18 protein-coding genes, 2 tRNA genes and 1 other RNA gene are annotated in these 15,333 nt (G+C 69.5%); 16 read left to right on the top strand and 5 right to left on the bottom strand.

Features of this window, described 5'->3' with window-relative positions; all coding sequences use genetic code 11:
- The first annotated feature begins 3 nt into the window (after positions 1-3).
- Positions 4-846: a DMT family transporter gene (locus tag M1M07_RS04235; protein WP_197254421.1), complete on the top strand. Its 843-nt coding sequence runs from the start codon at positions 4-6 to the stop codon at positions 844-846.
- Positions 847-859: 13 nt separating this feature from the next.
- On the opposite strand, the gene M1M07_RS04230 is transcribed toward M1M07_RS04235, so the two are convergent.
- Positions 860-1,444 (bottom strand): helix-turn-helix domain-containing protein, encoded by a 585-nt coding sequence (locus tag M1M07_RS04230; protein ID WP_197254345.1) that lies wholly within the window; start codon positions 1,442-1,444, stop codon positions 860-862.
- 76 nt (positions 1,445-1,520) lie between these two features.
- Here M1M07_RS04230 and M1M07_RS04225 point away from each other — a divergent pair, with 76 nt between their 5' ends.
- Positions 1,521-2,456, top strand: coding sequence for an NAD(P)/FAD-dependent oxidoreductase (locus tag M1M07_RS04225; protein ID WP_248673363.1), 936 nt, complete (start codon positions 1,521-1,523; stop codon positions 2,454-2,456).
- A 92-nt stretch (positions 2,457-2,548) separates the two neighbouring features.
- Positions 2,549-2,920, top strand: a transfer-messenger RNA (tmRNA) gene (ssrA, locus tag M1M07_RS04220).
- A gap of 66 nt (positions 2,921-2,986) precedes the next feature.
- Here ssrA and M1M07_RS04215 read toward each other — a convergent pair.
- Positions 2,987-3,358 carry a hypothetical protein gene (locus M1M07_RS04215; protein ID WP_248673362.1) on the bottom strand — a complete coding sequence of 124 codons (372 nt, stop codon included), beginning with the start codon at positions 3,356-3,358 and terminating at the stop codon, positions 2,987-2,989.
- A gap of 193 nt (positions 3,359-3,551) precedes the next feature.
- The gene (locus M1M07_RS32680) at positions 3,552-3,680 is read right to left on the bottom strand and encodes a hypothetical protein (protein WP_269437665.1); all 129 of its coding nucleotides are present in this window, start codon (positions 3,678-3,680) and stop codon (positions 3,552-3,554) included.
- Positions 3,681-3,772: 92 nt separating this feature from the next.
- Here M1M07_RS32680 and M1M07_RS04210 point away from each other — a divergent pair, with 92 nt between their 5' ends.
- From M1M07_RS04210 to M1M07_RS04155, 13 genes are all read left to right on the top strand, one after another.
- On the top strand, positions 3,773-4,456 hold the full coding sequence (locus M1M07_RS04210; RefSeq protein WP_231611143.1) for a TetR/AcrR family transcriptional regulator: 684 nt from the start codon (positions 3,773-3,775) through the stop codon (positions 4,454-4,456).
- Positions 4,457-4,497: 41 nt separating this feature from the next.
- Positions 4,498-5,211 (top strand): hemerythrin domain-containing protein, encoded by a 714-nt coding sequence (locus tag M1M07_RS04205; protein WP_197254348.1) that lies wholly within the window; start codon positions 4,498-4,500, stop codon positions 5,209-5,211.
- Complete coding sequence (locus tag M1M07_RS33180; protein ID WP_197254350.1) at positions 5,208-5,618, top strand: SRPBCC family protein; 411 nt, start codon at positions 5,208-5,210, stop codon at positions 5,616-5,618. Before M1M07_RS04205 ends, M1M07_RS33180 begins: the two co-directional genes overlap by 4 nt.
- Positions 5,545-5,772, top strand: coding sequence for a hypothetical protein (locus M1M07_RS04200; RefSeq protein WP_197254425.1), 228 nt, complete (start codon positions 5,545-5,547; stop codon positions 5,770-5,772). Before M1M07_RS33180 ends, M1M07_RS04200 begins: the two co-directional genes overlap by 74 nt.
- 78 nt (positions 5,773-5,850) lie before the next feature.
- Positions 5,851-6,213 carry a CrcB family protein gene (locus M1M07_RS04195; protein ID WP_197254358.1) on the top strand — a complete coding sequence of 121 codons (363 nt, stop codon included), beginning with the start codon at positions 5,851-5,853 and terminating at the stop codon, positions 6,211-6,213.
- Positions 6,210-6,557, top strand: coding sequence for a fluoride efflux transporter CrcB (crcB, locus tag M1M07_RS04190; RefSeq protein ID WP_197254360.1), 348 nt, complete (start codon positions 6,210-6,212; stop codon positions 6,555-6,557). The genes M1M07_RS04195 and crcB overlap by 4 nt, the downstream gene beginning before the upstream one ends.
- A 108-nt stretch (positions 6,558-6,665) precedes the next feature.
- Entirely contained in the window at positions 6,666-8,294 is a 1,629-nt protein-coding gene (pgm, locus tag M1M07_RS04185; protein ID WP_197254362.1) for a phosphoglucomutase (alpha-D-glucose-1,6-bisphosphate-dependent), read from the top strand.
- Between the two features lie 71 nt (positions 8,295-8,365).
- Complete coding sequence (locus tag M1M07_RS04180) at positions 8,366-9,589, top strand: MFS transporter (protein ID WP_197254364.1); 1,224 nt, start codon at positions 8,366-8,368, stop codon at positions 9,587-9,589.
- Positions 9,590-9,614: 25 nt separating this feature from the next.
- Positions 9,615-10,100 (top strand): MauE/DoxX family redox-associated membrane protein, encoded by a 486-nt coding sequence (locus tag M1M07_RS04175; RefSeq protein WP_197254365.1) that lies wholly within the window; start codon positions 9,615-9,617, stop codon positions 10,098-10,100.
- 40 nt (positions 10,101-10,140) lie between these two features.
- Entirely contained in the window at positions 10,141-10,887 is a 747-nt protein-coding gene (locus M1M07_RS04170) for a DsbA family protein (protein ID WP_197254367.1), read from the top strand.
- A 136-nt stretch (positions 10,888-11,023) separates the two neighbouring features.
- Positions 11,024-11,096 (top strand) — tRNA-Ala (locus M1M07_RS04165).
- Positions 11,097-11,187: 91 nt separating this feature from the next.
- Positions 11,188-11,260 (top strand) — tRNA-Ala (locus tag M1M07_RS04160).
- 74 nt (positions 11,261-11,334) lie between these two features.
- On the top strand, positions 11,335-12,846 hold the full coding sequence (locus M1M07_RS04155; protein WP_248673361.1) for an HNH endonuclease signature motif containing protein: 1,512 nt from the start codon (positions 11,335-11,337) through the stop codon (positions 12,844-12,846).
- Between the two features lie 30 nt (positions 12,847-12,876).
- Here M1M07_RS04155 and M1M07_RS04150 read toward each other — a convergent pair whose 3' ends face one another.
- A complete protein-coding gene (locus tag M1M07_RS04150; RefSeq protein ID WP_197254376.1) occupies positions 12,877-13,701 on the bottom strand; it encodes a metalloregulator ArsR/SmtB family transcription factor in 825 nt (274 codons plus the stop codon).
- 32 nt (positions 13,702-13,733) lie between these two features.
- Complete coding sequence (locus M1M07_RS04145) at positions 13,734-15,263, bottom strand: long-chain fatty acid--CoA ligase (RefSeq protein WP_248673360.1); 1,530 nt, start codon at positions 15,261-15,263, stop codon at positions 13,734-13,736.
- Between the last annotated feature and the right edge of the window lie 70 nt (positions 15,264-15,333).

Here is a 15,333-nt window from a genome sequence, read left to right as displayed (position 1 = left end):
GTCCTGCTCGCTCTGGTTGCCGCGGTCGGCTACGGCGTGAGCGACTTCGTCGGGGGTGTCGCCTCCCGGCGCATCGCAGCGCTGCGGTTCGTCGTCGCGTCGTACCCGTTGTCGCTGCTGCTGGTGCTCGCGGTGGCCCCGCTGGTGGGTGGGGAGATCACCCTCTCGTCCCTGGCGTGGGGTGCGGTCGCCGGGGTCGCCGGCGGGGTGGCGATCTGGTGGTTCTACCAGGCGCTCGCCGAGGGACCGATGTCCGTGGTGTCTCCGGTGACCGCGCTGCTCGTGGCGGGCATACCCGTGCTCGTCGGGCTCGTGCTGGGAGAGCGGCCGGGCCCGCTCGCCTATGCCGGTATCGCGCTCGCACTGCTCGCGGTGGTCCTGGTCAGCCGCGAATCCGACGAGGACGTCGGCGGCAGCGCGCACCCGCGGTTCACCGCTCGGGTGGCGTGGCTGACGTTCGCGTCCGGGCTCACCTTCGCCCTGATGTTCGTGGCGATGAATCAGGTCCCCGAGGGAACCGGGTTGTGGCCGCTGGCGATGGCGCGGCTGACGGCATCGGTGGTGGTGGGCGCAGTCGCGCTGGGCGCCGGGATGCTGCTGCGGCCACCACGGCAGCTGTGGCCGTTCATCGCCGGCGTGGCGGTGCTCGACGTCGTCGCCAATGCGGCGCTGATGTTCGCGTTCCAGCACGGCATGCTGTCGATGGTCAGCGTGATCGGCGCGCTCTACCCCGCGGCGACGGTGCTGCTGGCGACGACGGTTCTCGGCGAGCGCGTCGGCCCCGATCGACGGATCGGCATGGTGCTGGCGGTCGCGGCGGTCGCGATGATCACATTCGCGAGCTGAACGTCGCTGCGCACTAGCTTCGCGTGGAACCGGCACCGCGGCTGCTGGCCCGCAGGTGGATGCGTTCGCCCTGCTTACCGAACAGCGTGAGCAGTTCGACGGGGCGGTCGTCGGCCGGGCCCAGCCAATGCGGGATGCGAGTGTCGAACTCGGCCGCCTCCCCGGCCCTCATGGTGAGCTCGCGGTCGCCGAGGATCAGCCGCAGACGCCCCGAGAGCACGTAGAACCACTCGAAACCCTCGTGCGTGCGCGGCTCGGGTAGTGCGTCGTCGGGGGTGAGGATCATCTTGTAGGCCTGCAGATTGCCGGGCTGCCTGGTCAGGGGGATGACCGTCATCGAACCGACGGTGCGCGGCCGGGCCGTCACCCGCGGATCCCCGACCTCCGGTCCGACCAGCTCGTCGAGCGTTACCCGGTAGGCGATGGCGATGGGCAGCAGCAGGTCGAGCGTCGCCCGCCGGAGCCCCGACTCGAGCCGGGAGAGGGTGCTCACGGAGATGCCGGTGTCGTCGGACAGGTCCTGCAAGGTGATGTCCCGGTCCTGGCGCAACGCCTTCAGGCGCGGTCCGATCGCGGCGAGGCGGGCGGTGAGGTCCATGCGTCCAGCATGACCTCCCGTTGCCGATACGGCAAAGAACATTGCCGCATTTGTTGGCCGCTGGGAGGCTGGGTGGATGGAATTCGACGTGATCGTCCTCGGCGGCGGCGCCGCCGGTCTCAATGCCGCACTCGTCCTCGCACAGGCCCGCCGGTCGGTGCTGGTCCTCGACGACGGCACGCCGCGCAACGCGCCCGCCGCGCACCTGCACGGCTATCTCGGATTCGACGGCCGGTCGCCGGCGGAGTTGCTCGCGACGGGCCGCGACGAGGTCCGGCGCTACGGCGGCCACATCGAACACGCCCGGGTGCGCGGCGTCCGAGCCGGTGACGACGGCTTCGTCGTCGACCACGACGGTGGCGCCGTCACCGCCCGGCGGCTGCTCGTCGCGACCGGACTCGCCGACGAACTGCCCGACATCCCCGGACTCGCGCAGCGGTGGGGCAGCACGGTCGTGCACTGTCCCTACTGCCACGGTTCGGAGGTGCAGGGCCGGCCCGTCGCGGTCCTGGCGAACACCCCGGACATGGCGGCCCACCAGGGGCTCCTTCTGCGGCAGTGGTCCGACGACGTGACGCTGGTCCGCGGCTGGGACCGCACCGAGACCGATCTCACCGGCGAACAACTCGAACGGCTCGAGGCCCGCGGCGTCGTGGTCGTCGACGGCCCGGTGGTCTCGGTCGCCGGAGGCGCCGACGACATCGAGGTCACCCTGGCCGGCGGCCGGGTGCTCGAGCGGGCGCGGTTGTTCGTGGGCGGGGCGCTCGTGTTCACCCCGCGGGACGCGGTGCTGCGGCAACTGGGGTGCGCGCGGACCGACACCCCGGCCGGCAGTTACGTGGCGGTCGACGCGCAGGGTGCCACCAGCGTTCCGGGTGTGCGGGCGGCCGGCAACGTCGTCGATCCGATGGCGAATCTGATCGTCAGCGCCGCGGCCGGAGCGAGCGTCGCCGCCGCGCTGAACATGGAGCTGGTCGAAGCCGACTGCCGGGAGGCGCTCCAACTGCTGTGAGGCGCGTCATGTGAACGCACCGAAAAATGGGAATGACAGCACCCGAATCGGACGTTATAGTCGGTAGTCCTGCGAAGGTCGCAGGTACGTACGGGGCTGAACGGTTTCGACTGCGTACGTTCAACTAGGGGAAGCGTGTCGGTGCAGGCAAGAGACCACCGTAAGCGTCATTGCAACCAATTAAGCGCCGAGTCTACTCAGCGCGAGTACGCCCTCGCTGCCTGATCAGCGATCGCGTCTCTGTCAGCCCGGGTTTGCTCTCGACCCGGATCCTGGCATCGACTAGGGAGCTCTACCGTTCGACTCGGTCACGGAGTCGGGCGGGACATCAAACAGTGACTGGGATCGTCATCTCGGCTTGTTCGCGAGACCGGGAGATCCAAGTAGAGGCTTAGCGAACTGCACACGGAGAAGCCCTGGTGAGGCGGCGGAGGACCCGGGTTCGATTCCCGGCAGCTCCACCAAACCCCAGGTGAGAGATCGAATACGGTCTCTCACCTGGGGTATTTTTTCGTCCGGGGGAAGAGCGGTCAGCACTCACCCGTCGCGGCGGCCCGGACTGCTTCGCGGTAGTTCTCCCGCTGATCCTCGGGGAGGCTCTCGCCGTTCATCGTCGCCGTGAGGAACTGCTCGGCCGCGGTCTCGACGTTGTATCCGGGGGTCTGTCGCAGGGTCTCGAACATCGGGAGGAGCTCGGCGCACATCGCCTCTGCGGTCTTCGGTTCCGCGGCGTCGCCGTCGATCGTCACCACGTTGCTTGCCGTGCCGGTGGCATCGGCCGCTGGAGCCGAGCTCGTCGAGGGGGTTGCGTCCGGCGTCGACGGTGCGGGATCCGGGTCGGAGGATCCGCAGGCGACGGCGAGAAGCAGCAGAGGGGCCAGGGCGAGTGCGCGAATTTTCACGCCCGGATCATGCCATTCGGTCCGGGACCTACGAAAAAAGAAAAAGTGGGAAACGGGCGTAACGCTCGATCCGTGGTTGTCGATTCAACCGTCGTGGTCGTGGAGACGCGCCCCCGACACGCTCGCCGCGGCCACTTTCGCGCCCCGCTTTTCCGACCCCTGTACCCGGAGAAGCGGGGTGCAACTTTTCGATTCAGGGAACGAGGAACACCAACAACAACAGGGTGACGACCACCCCGAGCCCGATCGCGAGGGTGGCTCCGCCGGCTGCACACTCTTCCGTGAACAGCGGGGTCTCGGAATCCCAATTCGCCTTGTCCATACATCCATGAAACGGGCCGGTCGGCCGGTTTCGCAGCGTTTTGGCACTGGAACAGCCTTGTATTGAATTCATGGCTGTTCCAGAATGGGTGCATGCCGAAGTCGGAATCGTCGGCACCCCCGGCCTCACCGCGACGGGCGTACAACTCGCCCCGCCGCCGCGCGAACGCGGCGGACACCCGGCAGGCCGTGCTCGACGCGGCGGCGGAGTTGTTCGCCACACGAGGCTGGTCCGCGACCGGCATGCGCGACATCGCACGCCGCGCCCGCGTGGCCGTCGAAACCGTCTATGCCACCGCAGGAACCAAGACCGACCTGTTGTTGCGGGTGATCGACGTGGCGGTGGCGGGGGACGACGAACCGATCCCGGTGGCCGAGCGCCCCGAGTTCCTGGCACTGGGCGTCGGCACTCTCGCGGAACGCGCGGGCGCCGCCGCCGACCTGCTGACAGCCCAGTACGGCAGGGTCGCCCCGCTCGAACGCACCTTCGCGCACGCTGCCGCCGCAGACGCCGATCTCGCCGCTCGGCAGCGCGCACTGCACGAACGTCGCCGCGTCAATTTCAGGCAGGCGGCCGCACTCGTTCTCGGCCGGGATCCCGAACCCGACCAGGTCGACGGTCTCTGGGCCGTCGGCAGCCCCGACGTCTACCTGCTCCTCGTCGAGAACTCCGGGTGGACGCCGCAGCGATACCGCGACTGGATTGCCGACGCGATCATCCGACTGCTCGGACCGGACCCGCGCACCGTCGTCGACGCTCCGGCGGATCCCGGTTGATCCTCCTCGAACGCTGATCCTCCTCGAATACAGGAGAAGTCATGATCTCCGACCCCGCAGGCCCCGCCGACACCCGGATCATGGGCATCGTCCACTCCGCGCTCAGGCGCGACCTGCTCCGCACACGCACGGTCCTGGAAGCAGGACCCGTCCCAGACAACCGCCGCGGCCCGCTCGCGGACCACATCCTGTGGATGATGGACTTTCTGCGCCACCATCACGAAGGGGAGGACACCGCGCTCTATCCGCTCGTCGTCCGCCTCAACCCCGACGCCGCGGCCCTCGTCCACAGCATGGACGACGACCACCGCAGGATCGAGCCCGCAATTACCGAACTCGAATCGGCGGCATCACTTTTCACCTACCCCGACAGCGATTCGCAGGCGAGGCTGAGTGCCGCCCTGACAGCACTGACCGACGTGCTGCTGCCACACCTCGAACGGGAAGAACTCGACATGATGCCGGTCGTGTCGGAAACCCTCACCGACGCGCAATGGCGCACCTGGGACGAGGACGCCAACATCGCCCCCAAGAGCATGGTGACCCTGGGCAAGGAAGGGATCTGGCTCATCGACGGACTCGGAGCCGACGACCGCGACCACGTCGTCCACCTCGTGTCGGCGATCCCGCGGTTCTTCCTGCTCCACGTCCTCGGTATCGCGAATCGCCGCCACTTCGCCGCGATCTGGTCCGGAACCGACGCGGCGGCCGTCCCGTCCCAGCCGATCACCCGCACCCCGGGACGGCTGCCGTGAGCACGGCACGGATCCCGCCCGGCGGCAGTGTCGACACCGTGGTGGATGCGACCCCCGAACAAATTTGGGCGGTGCTCGCCGACGTCACCCGCATCGGCGAGTGGAGCAGCGAATGCCACGGCGCCGAGTGGCTGGACGGCGCCACGGTCCCGAGGGTCGGAGCGAGGTTCCGCGGCCGCAATCGGGTCGGCCCGATCCGCTGGACCCGCGTGTGCACGATCACCGAGGTCTCCGCGCCCCGCGTGCTCGCGTACCGCACCCGCGGCGCTCACCCGCGACGCGACGGCCTGGACGTTCCGGCTGGACCCCACCGGGAAGCGGACCCGCGTCACGATGTCCTACGAAGTGCTGGCGATGCCGCGGGCGTTCGAACTGGTCATCGTCAATCTGATCCCCGCACACCGTGACCGGTCCGGAGAACTCGCCGACGACCTGGTCCGCCTCGGCGAGGTTGTGCGGGCGGATGCGCAGCGTCGCGGCGGCACCGACGCACAGCCTCCCGGCGGCACCGACGCACAGCGTCCCGGCGGCACCGACGCGCGGCGGCCCAGCGTGCGATAGCCGGGCGGCGGCAGGGTAGCCTCGCTGATTTGTGCCCCTGTCCCAAGGTCCCGCCGGCTTCGTGACCGGCGAACGGTGATGGCCGTGCAGGCCCGAGCGGTCGCGGTGGTCGCGGCCGGGGGAGCACTCGGCGCGGTCGCGCGCTACGGCCTGTCCACGGCGTTCCCCGGCGTGTGGACGATCGCCGCGATCAACATCGCCGGCTCGCTGCTGCTCGGCATTCTCGCCGCGATGGTCGGCCCGGACCGGTTGCTGCGGTTGTTCCTCGGAATCGGTGTGCTCGGCGGCTTCACCACGTTCTCGACGTTCGCGGTCGACGCGGTCCGCAACCCGGCGGTTGCGGTGGCGTACGTGGCGATCACGCTCACCGGCGCCCTGATCGCGGCGCGGTGCGGAATGGCCATCGGCGAGCGGTTACACCGGCGAAGGGCGGCGCGGTGACCGTGTTGTTCGTCGCGCTGGGCGGCGGAGCCGGAGCCGTGGTCCGCTACCTGGCGGGACGGTACATCCGGTCGTATCGCAGTGTTCCGCTCGCGACGCTCGCGGTGAACGTGTTCGGGTGCGCCCTGCTCGGGGCGTTGTCCGGGGCCGCCGCACTGTCCCCGGATCTGTTCGCCCTGCTCGGTTCCGGATTCTGCGGTGGCCTCACGACGTATTCGACGTTCGCGGTCGAAGCCGTCGGCCTCACCCGGATCCGGCGCCCGCTCACCGGCATCGGTTACGTCGTCGTCAGCGTCGTCGCCGGGCTTGCCGCGGCGTGGGGTGGGTACACCCTCACTGCCTGATCCGTGTTGTCGCGCGCGCCCGGTCGGCCCCGGGCAGTATGAGAGCGACACTGCTGTAGAGCGACGCTGCTGCATGAGAGCGACACCGCTGTCGACGAGGAGGACCCCATGGTGCACGAACGAGCAGGACAACCGGCAGAACCCGGCGACCTCGAGGACCTCGCGCACCTGGTCACCGCCTACTACACCGTGCAGCCCGATCCGCAGGATCCGCTGCAGCAGGTAGTGTTCGGCACCTCCGGGCATCGGGGATCGAGCCTCGACGGTGCGTTCAACGAACAGCACATCCTCGCGACCACCCAGGCGATCGTCGAATATCGTGCCGCGCAAGGCATCACCGGGCCGTTGTTCCTCGGGCGCGACACCCACGCGTTGTCCGAGCCGGCATGGACGACCGCGCTCGAGGTGCTCGTCGCGGGCGGCGTCGAGGTCGTCGTCGACGCCCGCGACCGCTACACCCCGACCCCCGCGGTGAGCCACGCGATCCTGCAGCACAACGCCGGCACCGGGCCGCGTGCCGACGGCATCGTCGTGACGCCCTCGCACAATCCGCCGCGCGACGGCGGCTTCAAGTACAACCCGCCGCACGGTGGTCCCGCCGACACCGACGCCACCACCGTCATCGCGGCCCGCGCCAACGAGCTGCTCGCAGCCGGCCTCGACGGGGTCCGCCGGGTGCCCGCCACGCGCGCCCTCGCGACCGCGGGCCGGCACGACTTCCTCGCCGCGTACATCGACGACCTGCCGAACGTCGTCGATCTCGACGCGGTGCGCGAGGCCGGGGTGCGGATCGGCGCCGATCCGCTCGGCGGCGCCAGCGTCGACTACTGGGCCGCGATCGCCGAACGGCACCGCCTGGACCTGACGGTCGTCAACCCGCTCGTCGACGCGACCTGGCGGTTCATGACCCTGGACACGGACGGCAAGATCCGGATGGACTGCTCGTCGCCGAACGCGATGGCGTCGCTGATCGGGGCGCGCGCGAAGTTCGACGTCGCGACGGGCAACGACGCGGACGCCGACCGGCACGGCATCGTCACCCCCGACGGTGGCCTGCTCAACCCCAATCACTACCTCGCCGTCGCCATCGACTACCTCTACGGGCACCGGCCCGGCTGGCCGACCGACGCGAAGGTCGGCAAGACGCTGGTCAGTTCCTCGATGATCGACCGGGTCGCCGCGGGTCTGGGCCACGACCTGCTCGAGGTGCCCGTCGGGTTCAAATGGTTCGTGCCGGGTCTGCTCGACGGCAGCCTCGGGTTCGGTGGGGAGGAGAGCGCCGGCGCGTCGTTCCTTCGCAAGGACGGCTCGGTGTGGACCACCGACAAGGACGGCATCCTGCTGGCGCTGCTGGCCTCCGAGATCATCGCGGTGACCGGGCAGACCCCGTCGCAGCGATACGCGGATCTGGCGGCCCGCTACGGAAGCCCCGCGTACGCGCGGGTCGACGCCCCGGCGGACCGCGCCCAGAAGGCGGTGCTCGCGAAGCTGTCCGCGGACCAGGTCGGTGCCACCGAGCTGGCCGGGGAGCCGATCACGGCGACGTTGACCGAGGCGCCGGGCAACGGCGCCGCGATCGGCGGACTCAAGGTCACCACGGAGAACGCGTGGTTCGCGGCCCGGCCGTCCGGCACCGAGGACGTCTACAAGATCTATGCGGAATCGTTCCTCGGCGCCGACCATCTGAAGCAGGTGCAAGACGCCGCGCGCGAACTGGTGTCGAGCGTGCTCGGTTGACCCGTACGCCGGTCGTGCTCGACCGACCGGCCCCCCGGTCGTGTCGTGCGCGAAGCTAACATCGGCTCATCATGCGCACACGTGACGCGGCGCTGCCGCGGGAGATCTGGGTGCTGGTCAGCGCCAGCTTCGTCATCGCCCTCGGGTTCGGACTCGTCGCCCCGGCACTGCCGCAGTTCGCCCGCAGCTTCGACGTCGGCATCACCGCCGCGACCGTCGTCGTCTCCGCGTTCGCCGCGATGCGGCTGGCGTTCGCGCCGGCCAGCGGTGCCCTCGTGCAGAAGCTGGGGGAGCGGCCCGTCTACATCACCGGCGTGCTCATCGTCGCGTTGTCCACCGGCGCGTGCGCGTTCGCGCAGAACTACTGGCAACTGCTGGTGTTCCGGGGGCTCGGCGGTATCGGTTCGACGATGTTCACCGTCTCCGCACTGGGCCTGATCATCCGGATCGCGCCGCCGGATGCGCGCGGACGCGTCTCCGGTCTGTACGCGACGAGTTTCCTGCTCGGCAACATCGGCGGACCGCTGGTCGGCGGCGCCCTGGTCGGCTTCGGCCTGCGGGTCCCGTTCGTGATCTACGCGATCGCGTTGCTGGTGGCCGCTGCCGTGGTCGGTATCAGCCTGCGCGGATCCGCACTCGCCGAACCGGCCGCGGCCGACGGTGCCCCGGCGCTGCGGCTGCGCGACGCACTGCGCGTGCCGATGTATCGCGCGGCGCTGGGATCGAACTTCGCCAACGGATGGGCCGTGTTCGGGGTGCGGGTCGCGATGATGCCGCTGTTCGTCGTCGAGGTCCTGCAGCGCGACGCGTCCCTCGCGGGCGTGGCGCTGACGGTGTTCGCGGTCGGCAATGCCCTCGTGCTCATGTCCTCCGGTCGCCTGTCCGACCGCTACGGGCGGCGGCCGTTCGTGCTGATCGGGCTGCTGGTGTGCGGCGCGGCCACGATCGGGATGGGACTGACCGACGACGTGCCGCTGTTCTTCGTCACCTCTCTCGTCGCCGGGATCGGATCCGGTCTGCTCGGCCCGCCGCAGCAGGCCGCCGTCGCCGACGTCGTGGGCAGCAAGGCGCGTGGCGGTCCGGTGCTGGCGGCGTTCCAGATGACCGCCGACGTCGGATCGGTGGTCGGGCCGGTCGTCGGTGGCCTGCTCGCGGAACGCCTGTCCTTCGAGGTCGCGTTCACGGTGACCGGCGCGATCCTGCTCGCCGCGGTACTGCCGTGGGCGCTGCTCGCGCGCACCGCACCGCCCGGTGTGGTCACCGAGCCGGTGGTGACCGACGACATACGCCGTTGAGCCCGCGCTCGGTACCCTCGACGAGGTGTGGATTCGCATCGTCAGCCTGATCGCCCGGCTCGGTCTGGCCGCCATCTGGTTGGTCTCCGGGTGGATCAAGTTCTCCGATCCCACCCAGACGATCGTCGCCGTCCGGGCCTACCAACTGCTGCCCGAGGACATCGTGCGCCCGGTCGCGGCCGGGCTGCCGATGCTCGAACTCGTGCTCGGCCTGCTGCTGCTGATCGGCCTGGCGGTACGTCCGGTCGCCGCGGTGAGCGCCGTCGTGCTCGTCACCCTGATCGCCGCGATCCTGTCGGCGTGGGCGCGGGGACTGTCCATCGACTGCGGTTGCTTCGGCGGCGGTGGCGCCGCGGACGTCGACAGCTGGGACTACGCCCGCGAAATCCTGCGTGACCTCGGGTTCCTTGCCCTATCGGCCTGGCTGATCGTGTTCCCGCGCAGCCCCGTGGCACTGGGACCGGGCTCACGCGCGTCCTCAGCTACCGCTCAGCCCGCGATGGCAGAGTGAGATCCCGTCAGCAATCCCCGAGCAGCGAAGGGCAGTAACCGTGAGCGCGAAGAAGGTCAAGCCGGTCAAGTATTCGCCGGAGCCGACGTCCAGCAAGTCCACCTTCATCCTCGGTGGTCTCGCCCTTCTCGTCATCGCCGCGCTCGTCATCGGCGGTGTGCTGTGGCAGTCCAACAGCGGTAAGGCCCGCAACGAGGGATACGGCGGTGTGCAGAACTCCGCGGTGCAGGTCACGGTCGCGGACAACGGTGTCGCCCTGCTCGGCCGGCCCGACGCGGCGACCACCATCGACCTGTTCGAAGACCCGATGTGCCCCTACTGCGGTGAGCTCGAGCACAAGCACGGTCAGGAACTGGCCCAGGCGATCGACGATGGCCGGGTCGCCGTGCGCTACCACATGCTCGCGTTCCTCGATCAGCTCTCCGCCAGCGGCGACTACTCGACCCGTGCAGTCGCGGCGCTGCAGTGCGTCGCGCAGAGCGGTGACGCCATCGCGTACTCGGCGTTCCATTCCGCGCTGATGTCCCCGGACAACCAGCCCGCCGAGCGCGGCGACAGCGACCACAGCAACGAAGATCTCGCGCAGATGGCACGTGACGCCGGCGTCTCCGACGAGGCGGCGCAGTGCATCGCCGACGGCACCCGGGTCGAGCAGGCCCGCGCCGACGCCGAGGCCGGCCGGCAGTTGCTCGCCACGACCGGTGCCGCCGGCACCCCCGCCGTCGTTCACAACGGTGTCGTGATCGACGCCCTCGGCAACGAGAACTGGGTCGCCGAACTCGGCTGACGACTCGCGGTGATGCCGGGAGACGATCCCGGCATCACCGCGCTGACCAGCCGATTTGTTGACGCCGAGCGCGATGGTGTAGCTTTCTTTCAGCGCGAGGGGCTCGCCCCCGGACGCGAAGCAAGGAACTGAATACGGGGCTATGGCGCAGCTGGTAGCGCACCACACTGGCAGTGTGGGGGTCAGGGGTTCGAGTCCCCTTAGCTCCACTTCCGACTACAGGCGAGAGTTCACACTCTCGCCTGTAGTCTTGAGAAGAGACAGTTTCACGGTGGACATGTTCACTGGACATTTTCACAAGGGGCTATGGCGCAGCTGGTAGCGCACCACACTGGCAGTGTGGGGGTCAGGGGTTCGAGTCCCCTTAGCTCCACAGTTCTCGCAACGAATCCCTCCGACATACGTCGGAGGGATTTTTTGTCGGGCCCCGTCGCTACACTTTCGAACATGCTTTCGAGCCAGGTGGGGGGTGCGGTGGTCGAGGCGCGGCTGTCCGCGCTCGACGCCGCGGTCGACGGCCTGCTCGGCGACGATCTGTCGGGCCTGTCGAACGACGACATCGTCGAGGTCCTGCAACGCCTGGAGGTCACGCTGCGCAAGGCCTCCGCGGTCGGGCACCGACTGGTCGTCGAGGCCACCGAACGCATAATTCCCGGGCATCTCGGGTGCCGGTCGGTCAACGATCTCCTGGTCGGCGCGCTGCGGATCTCCGCCGCCGACGCGGCCCGGCGGGTCAAGGGCGCGAAGAAGGTCGGCACCTGGCGTTCCCTCGACGGCGAGGACATCGAACCGGAACTGCCGGCCACCGCGGCCGCTGTGAAGACCGGGACCATCGGATCCGACCATGTCGCCGCGGTCGCGAAGGTGATGCGGAAGGTGCCGCACGGGGTCGGATTCGACGAGATCACCGTCGCCGAAAAGATCCTCGCGGACGCGGCCTGCTCGGTCACGCCCGACGACTTGGTGAAACTCGGCGCGCATCTGCTCGCCTACCTGAATCCGGACGGGGACGTGCCGGACGAGAAGGAACGCAAACGTCGTCGCGGTCTGCGGATCGGCAAGCAGGGCGTCGATCTCATGACCCCGATCTCCGGGCTGATCGATCCGGAAACCCGGGCGCTGCTCGAACCGGTCCTGGCGAAACTCGCCCGCCCCGGCATGAACAACCCGGACGACCCCGAATCACCTTCCGGTGACGTCGAATCCGAGACCCTGGACCGCGACGCGCTCGCCAAGGCCGCCGCCCGCGACACCCGCACCGCGGTGCAACGCAACCACGACGGACTGAAAGTCGCCCTGCGGCAGTTGTTGTCGTCGGGCGTGCTCGGCAGCCACCGCGGGTTGCCGGTGACCGCGATCCTGACCATGACCGTCAGGCAACTCGAGGAAGCGACCGGCATCGTGACCACCGCCTCCGGTGGGCTGGTGCCGATCCGGGACGCGCTGCGGATGGCAGAACGCGCCCATCCGGTGCTGGCGATTTTCGATCACCACGGCCGGTCGTTGCATCTCGGTCGCGCGAAACGCTTGGCGTCGGCCGATCAGCGGCTGGCGTTGATCGCCGCGTCCGGTGGCTGCACCCGCCCGGGCTGCGACGCCCCCGCGACACTCACCGCGGTCCACCACATCACCGAATGGCAGGACGGCGGACCCACCGACATCACCAACGAGGACCTCGCCTGCGATGCCTGCCACGCGCTGGTGCACGACGGGCCCGGCGGCTGGGAAACACGCGTCGCGTCGGCCAACTCCGAGCACCCGGGTCGCACGGAGTGGATCCCGCCACCGCACATCGACCCGGAGCAGAGACCTCGGATCAATCACCGGCATCACCTCGGTGATCTGCTGTCGGCGGCGTTGGCGCACTACCGCGCCCGCCGCGAAACCGAGCTGCGGGAACACCGGCGGCAATGGATGCGGGTACCTACCGGAGATGTCGACACCGGAGAGGTTCCTTAGTGGCAGATCCGCGGCCGCAGGAAAGGCGTCTCACCCGTTCTGCGCCATGTGCGCGGCGCGTTCCTCGGCATGGAACTCCCACGGCGCCTGAGGCAGCACCTCGCCCGTTTCCAGCAGCGTCTTGAGGTTGGCGAGCACGGCGGGCCAGCCCTGGCCGATCGCGTGCAGATCGTCGGCGTTCCGCAGCTTCCGGTGCACCACCGTGAGTTTGACGATGTCCCGGTGCGGTTCGATCTCGAATGTCACGACGCTCGGCTCGAAGTCCGGGTTATCGACCCGTGCGGGGTCGTCGAAACCGAACGTCAGACGCCGGGGGCGGTCGGCCTCGATCACCCGGCCGGCGCAGTCCGCGATGCCCGAGCCGTCGGTGCGGACGTGCTCGACCCTGCTGCCCGGCGTCCAGTCGGAGACCTGGGCGTGCCCCCAGTAGCGCGCGGTCAGGTCGGCGTCGGTGAGTGCGTGCCACACGTCCTCGGCGGTGGCGCGGATGTAGGTGGTGTAGACGTAGTCGGGAATGGTGTGTGCGTCTGTCGAGGTCATCGCGAGCTCCTCCGCGCGTCGAGCGATCGCGTCCAGGGCGAGCACCCGGGGTTCGTCGAACTTCGAGATCCAGCGGTTCCGGATCTCGTGGATGGGAACAGGATTCGGATAGTGCAGCTTGCGGCGGCCGTCCCGGATCGTGGTCACCAGATTCGCGAGCTCGAGAATTTCCAGGTGCTTGCTCACGGACTGGCGGCGCATGTCGAGGCCGTCGCACAACTCGCCCAGGGTGCTCCCCGGATGCGCGCGCAGCGAATCGAGGAGGCTGCGGCGGGTGGGGTCGGCGAGGGCCTTGAACACCGCGTCCTCATCCACTCCTCCAATATGCAGCCAATCGGCTGCATATGTCAATGCTCGTCGTAGAGCCGATCGATCACGTCCGCGAACCGCTCGAGGACCACTGCACGCTGCGGCGCGCCGGTCTCGTCCCGATCACCGGCGCCGAGCGGCCGGTCCACGAGCGCGACCCGCCGGATGCGTTCCCACCTGTTCAGCTCGCCGTTGAGCTGCTCGACGGCCGCGTGCACGTCGGCGTCAGGGTCACCGGGAAAGTCCGGGTCGCTGGGAAAGACGAGACCGATGCAGTGGGAGCGACCCTCGCCGACCACTACGATCTCCGCGCCCGGACACAACGCGCGGAACCGCTCGGCGATCGCGTTCGGTGCCACGTACTTCCCGGTGGTCGTCTTGAACACGTCCTTCTTGCGGCCACGCATCGAGACGAACCCGTCCGCGTCGACCGTCGCGCAGTCGCCGGTGTGGAACCAGCCGTCGGCGTCGAGCGCGGCCGCGGTCGCCACCGGATCGGCGTGGTAGGCCGTCATCAGGGACGGACCGCGAATGAGAAGTTCGCAGTCGTCGGCGATCCGGACCTCGGTGCCCGGCAACGGCAGACCCACCGAGCCGGGTTTGTGCGCGTCGGGACGGTTGACACACACGGGCCCGGCGGTCTCGGTGATCCCGTATCCCTCGAACACCGGGACGCCGAGATCCTCCAATCGCTTCGCGAGGTCGCGTGGCAACCGCGCCGACCCCGAGATGAGAAACCGCAGCCGGCCGCCGAGCGCCGACCTGTCCGCCGCAGCGGCGGCGCCGATCTTCGCGAGCACGTGCGGCACGGAACCGAGGAACGTCGGGCGCACCGACCGCAGATTCTCCACGACCCGATCGGCCCGGCCGTCCACCGCGGTGGGCAGGCCCACCTGCATCGCCACGAACAGCAGCGCCCGGCCGAACACGTGCGACAGCGGAAGCCACAGCAACTGCAGGTCCCGCGGGCCGATCATGCCCACCTCCGCCATGGCCCGCGCCGTGTACGCGACCGCGCCGTGCGACAGGATCGCGCCCTTGGCGCTTCCGTCGTCACACGCGGTGTAGATCAGGCACGCGGCCGAGTCGGGGGTGACCTCCGCGATCCGGGCGTCGACGGCGTCCGGGTCGGTGTCGAGCAGCGCATCACCGTCCGCCGCGAGTTCGGCGAGCCGATCGAGGTGCAGCACGCGTGCGTCCAAGTCCCGGTCGGTGACGGTCAGCGCCGCGTCGCAGTGCCGTGCCAGGTCGCGGACCTCGTCGTCGCGGGTCGGGGCATACACCGGCACCGAGACCGCGCCCGCGCACGCGACCGCGAGATCGGCGAGGATCGCCCGATAGCTGGTGGCCGCGCGGATCGCTATCCGGGCGCCCGGTGCGACACCCCGCGCGACGAGCCCGGCCGCGAGCGTCGTGACGCGCGAACCGACCTCCGCCCACGTCACACTCGCCCAGCCGCCGGAATCCGGGAATCGGTAGGCCTCGCGGCCCGGAGTGTCGGCCACCCGGTCGAACAGCAGGCGGGGCACAGTGCCGCGAGCAGCGTCGTAGTGTGCTGCGGACCCCACGGGCACCTCCTGCTTCCTGCTCCGAAATCGTAGCCGCCGGTGCACGGCAGCGGGCCGAGTGCCGGCCCCC

It is taken from the genome of Rhodococcus sp. HM1, assembly GCF_023218075.1.
In the GTDB taxonomy this organism is placed as follows: Bacteria; Actinomycetota; Actinomycetes; order Mycobacteriales; family Mycobacteriaceae; genus Rhodococcus.
Note: the sequence above shows the minus strand (reverse complement) of the source record. Positions and strands in the feature narration are given on the sequence as shown.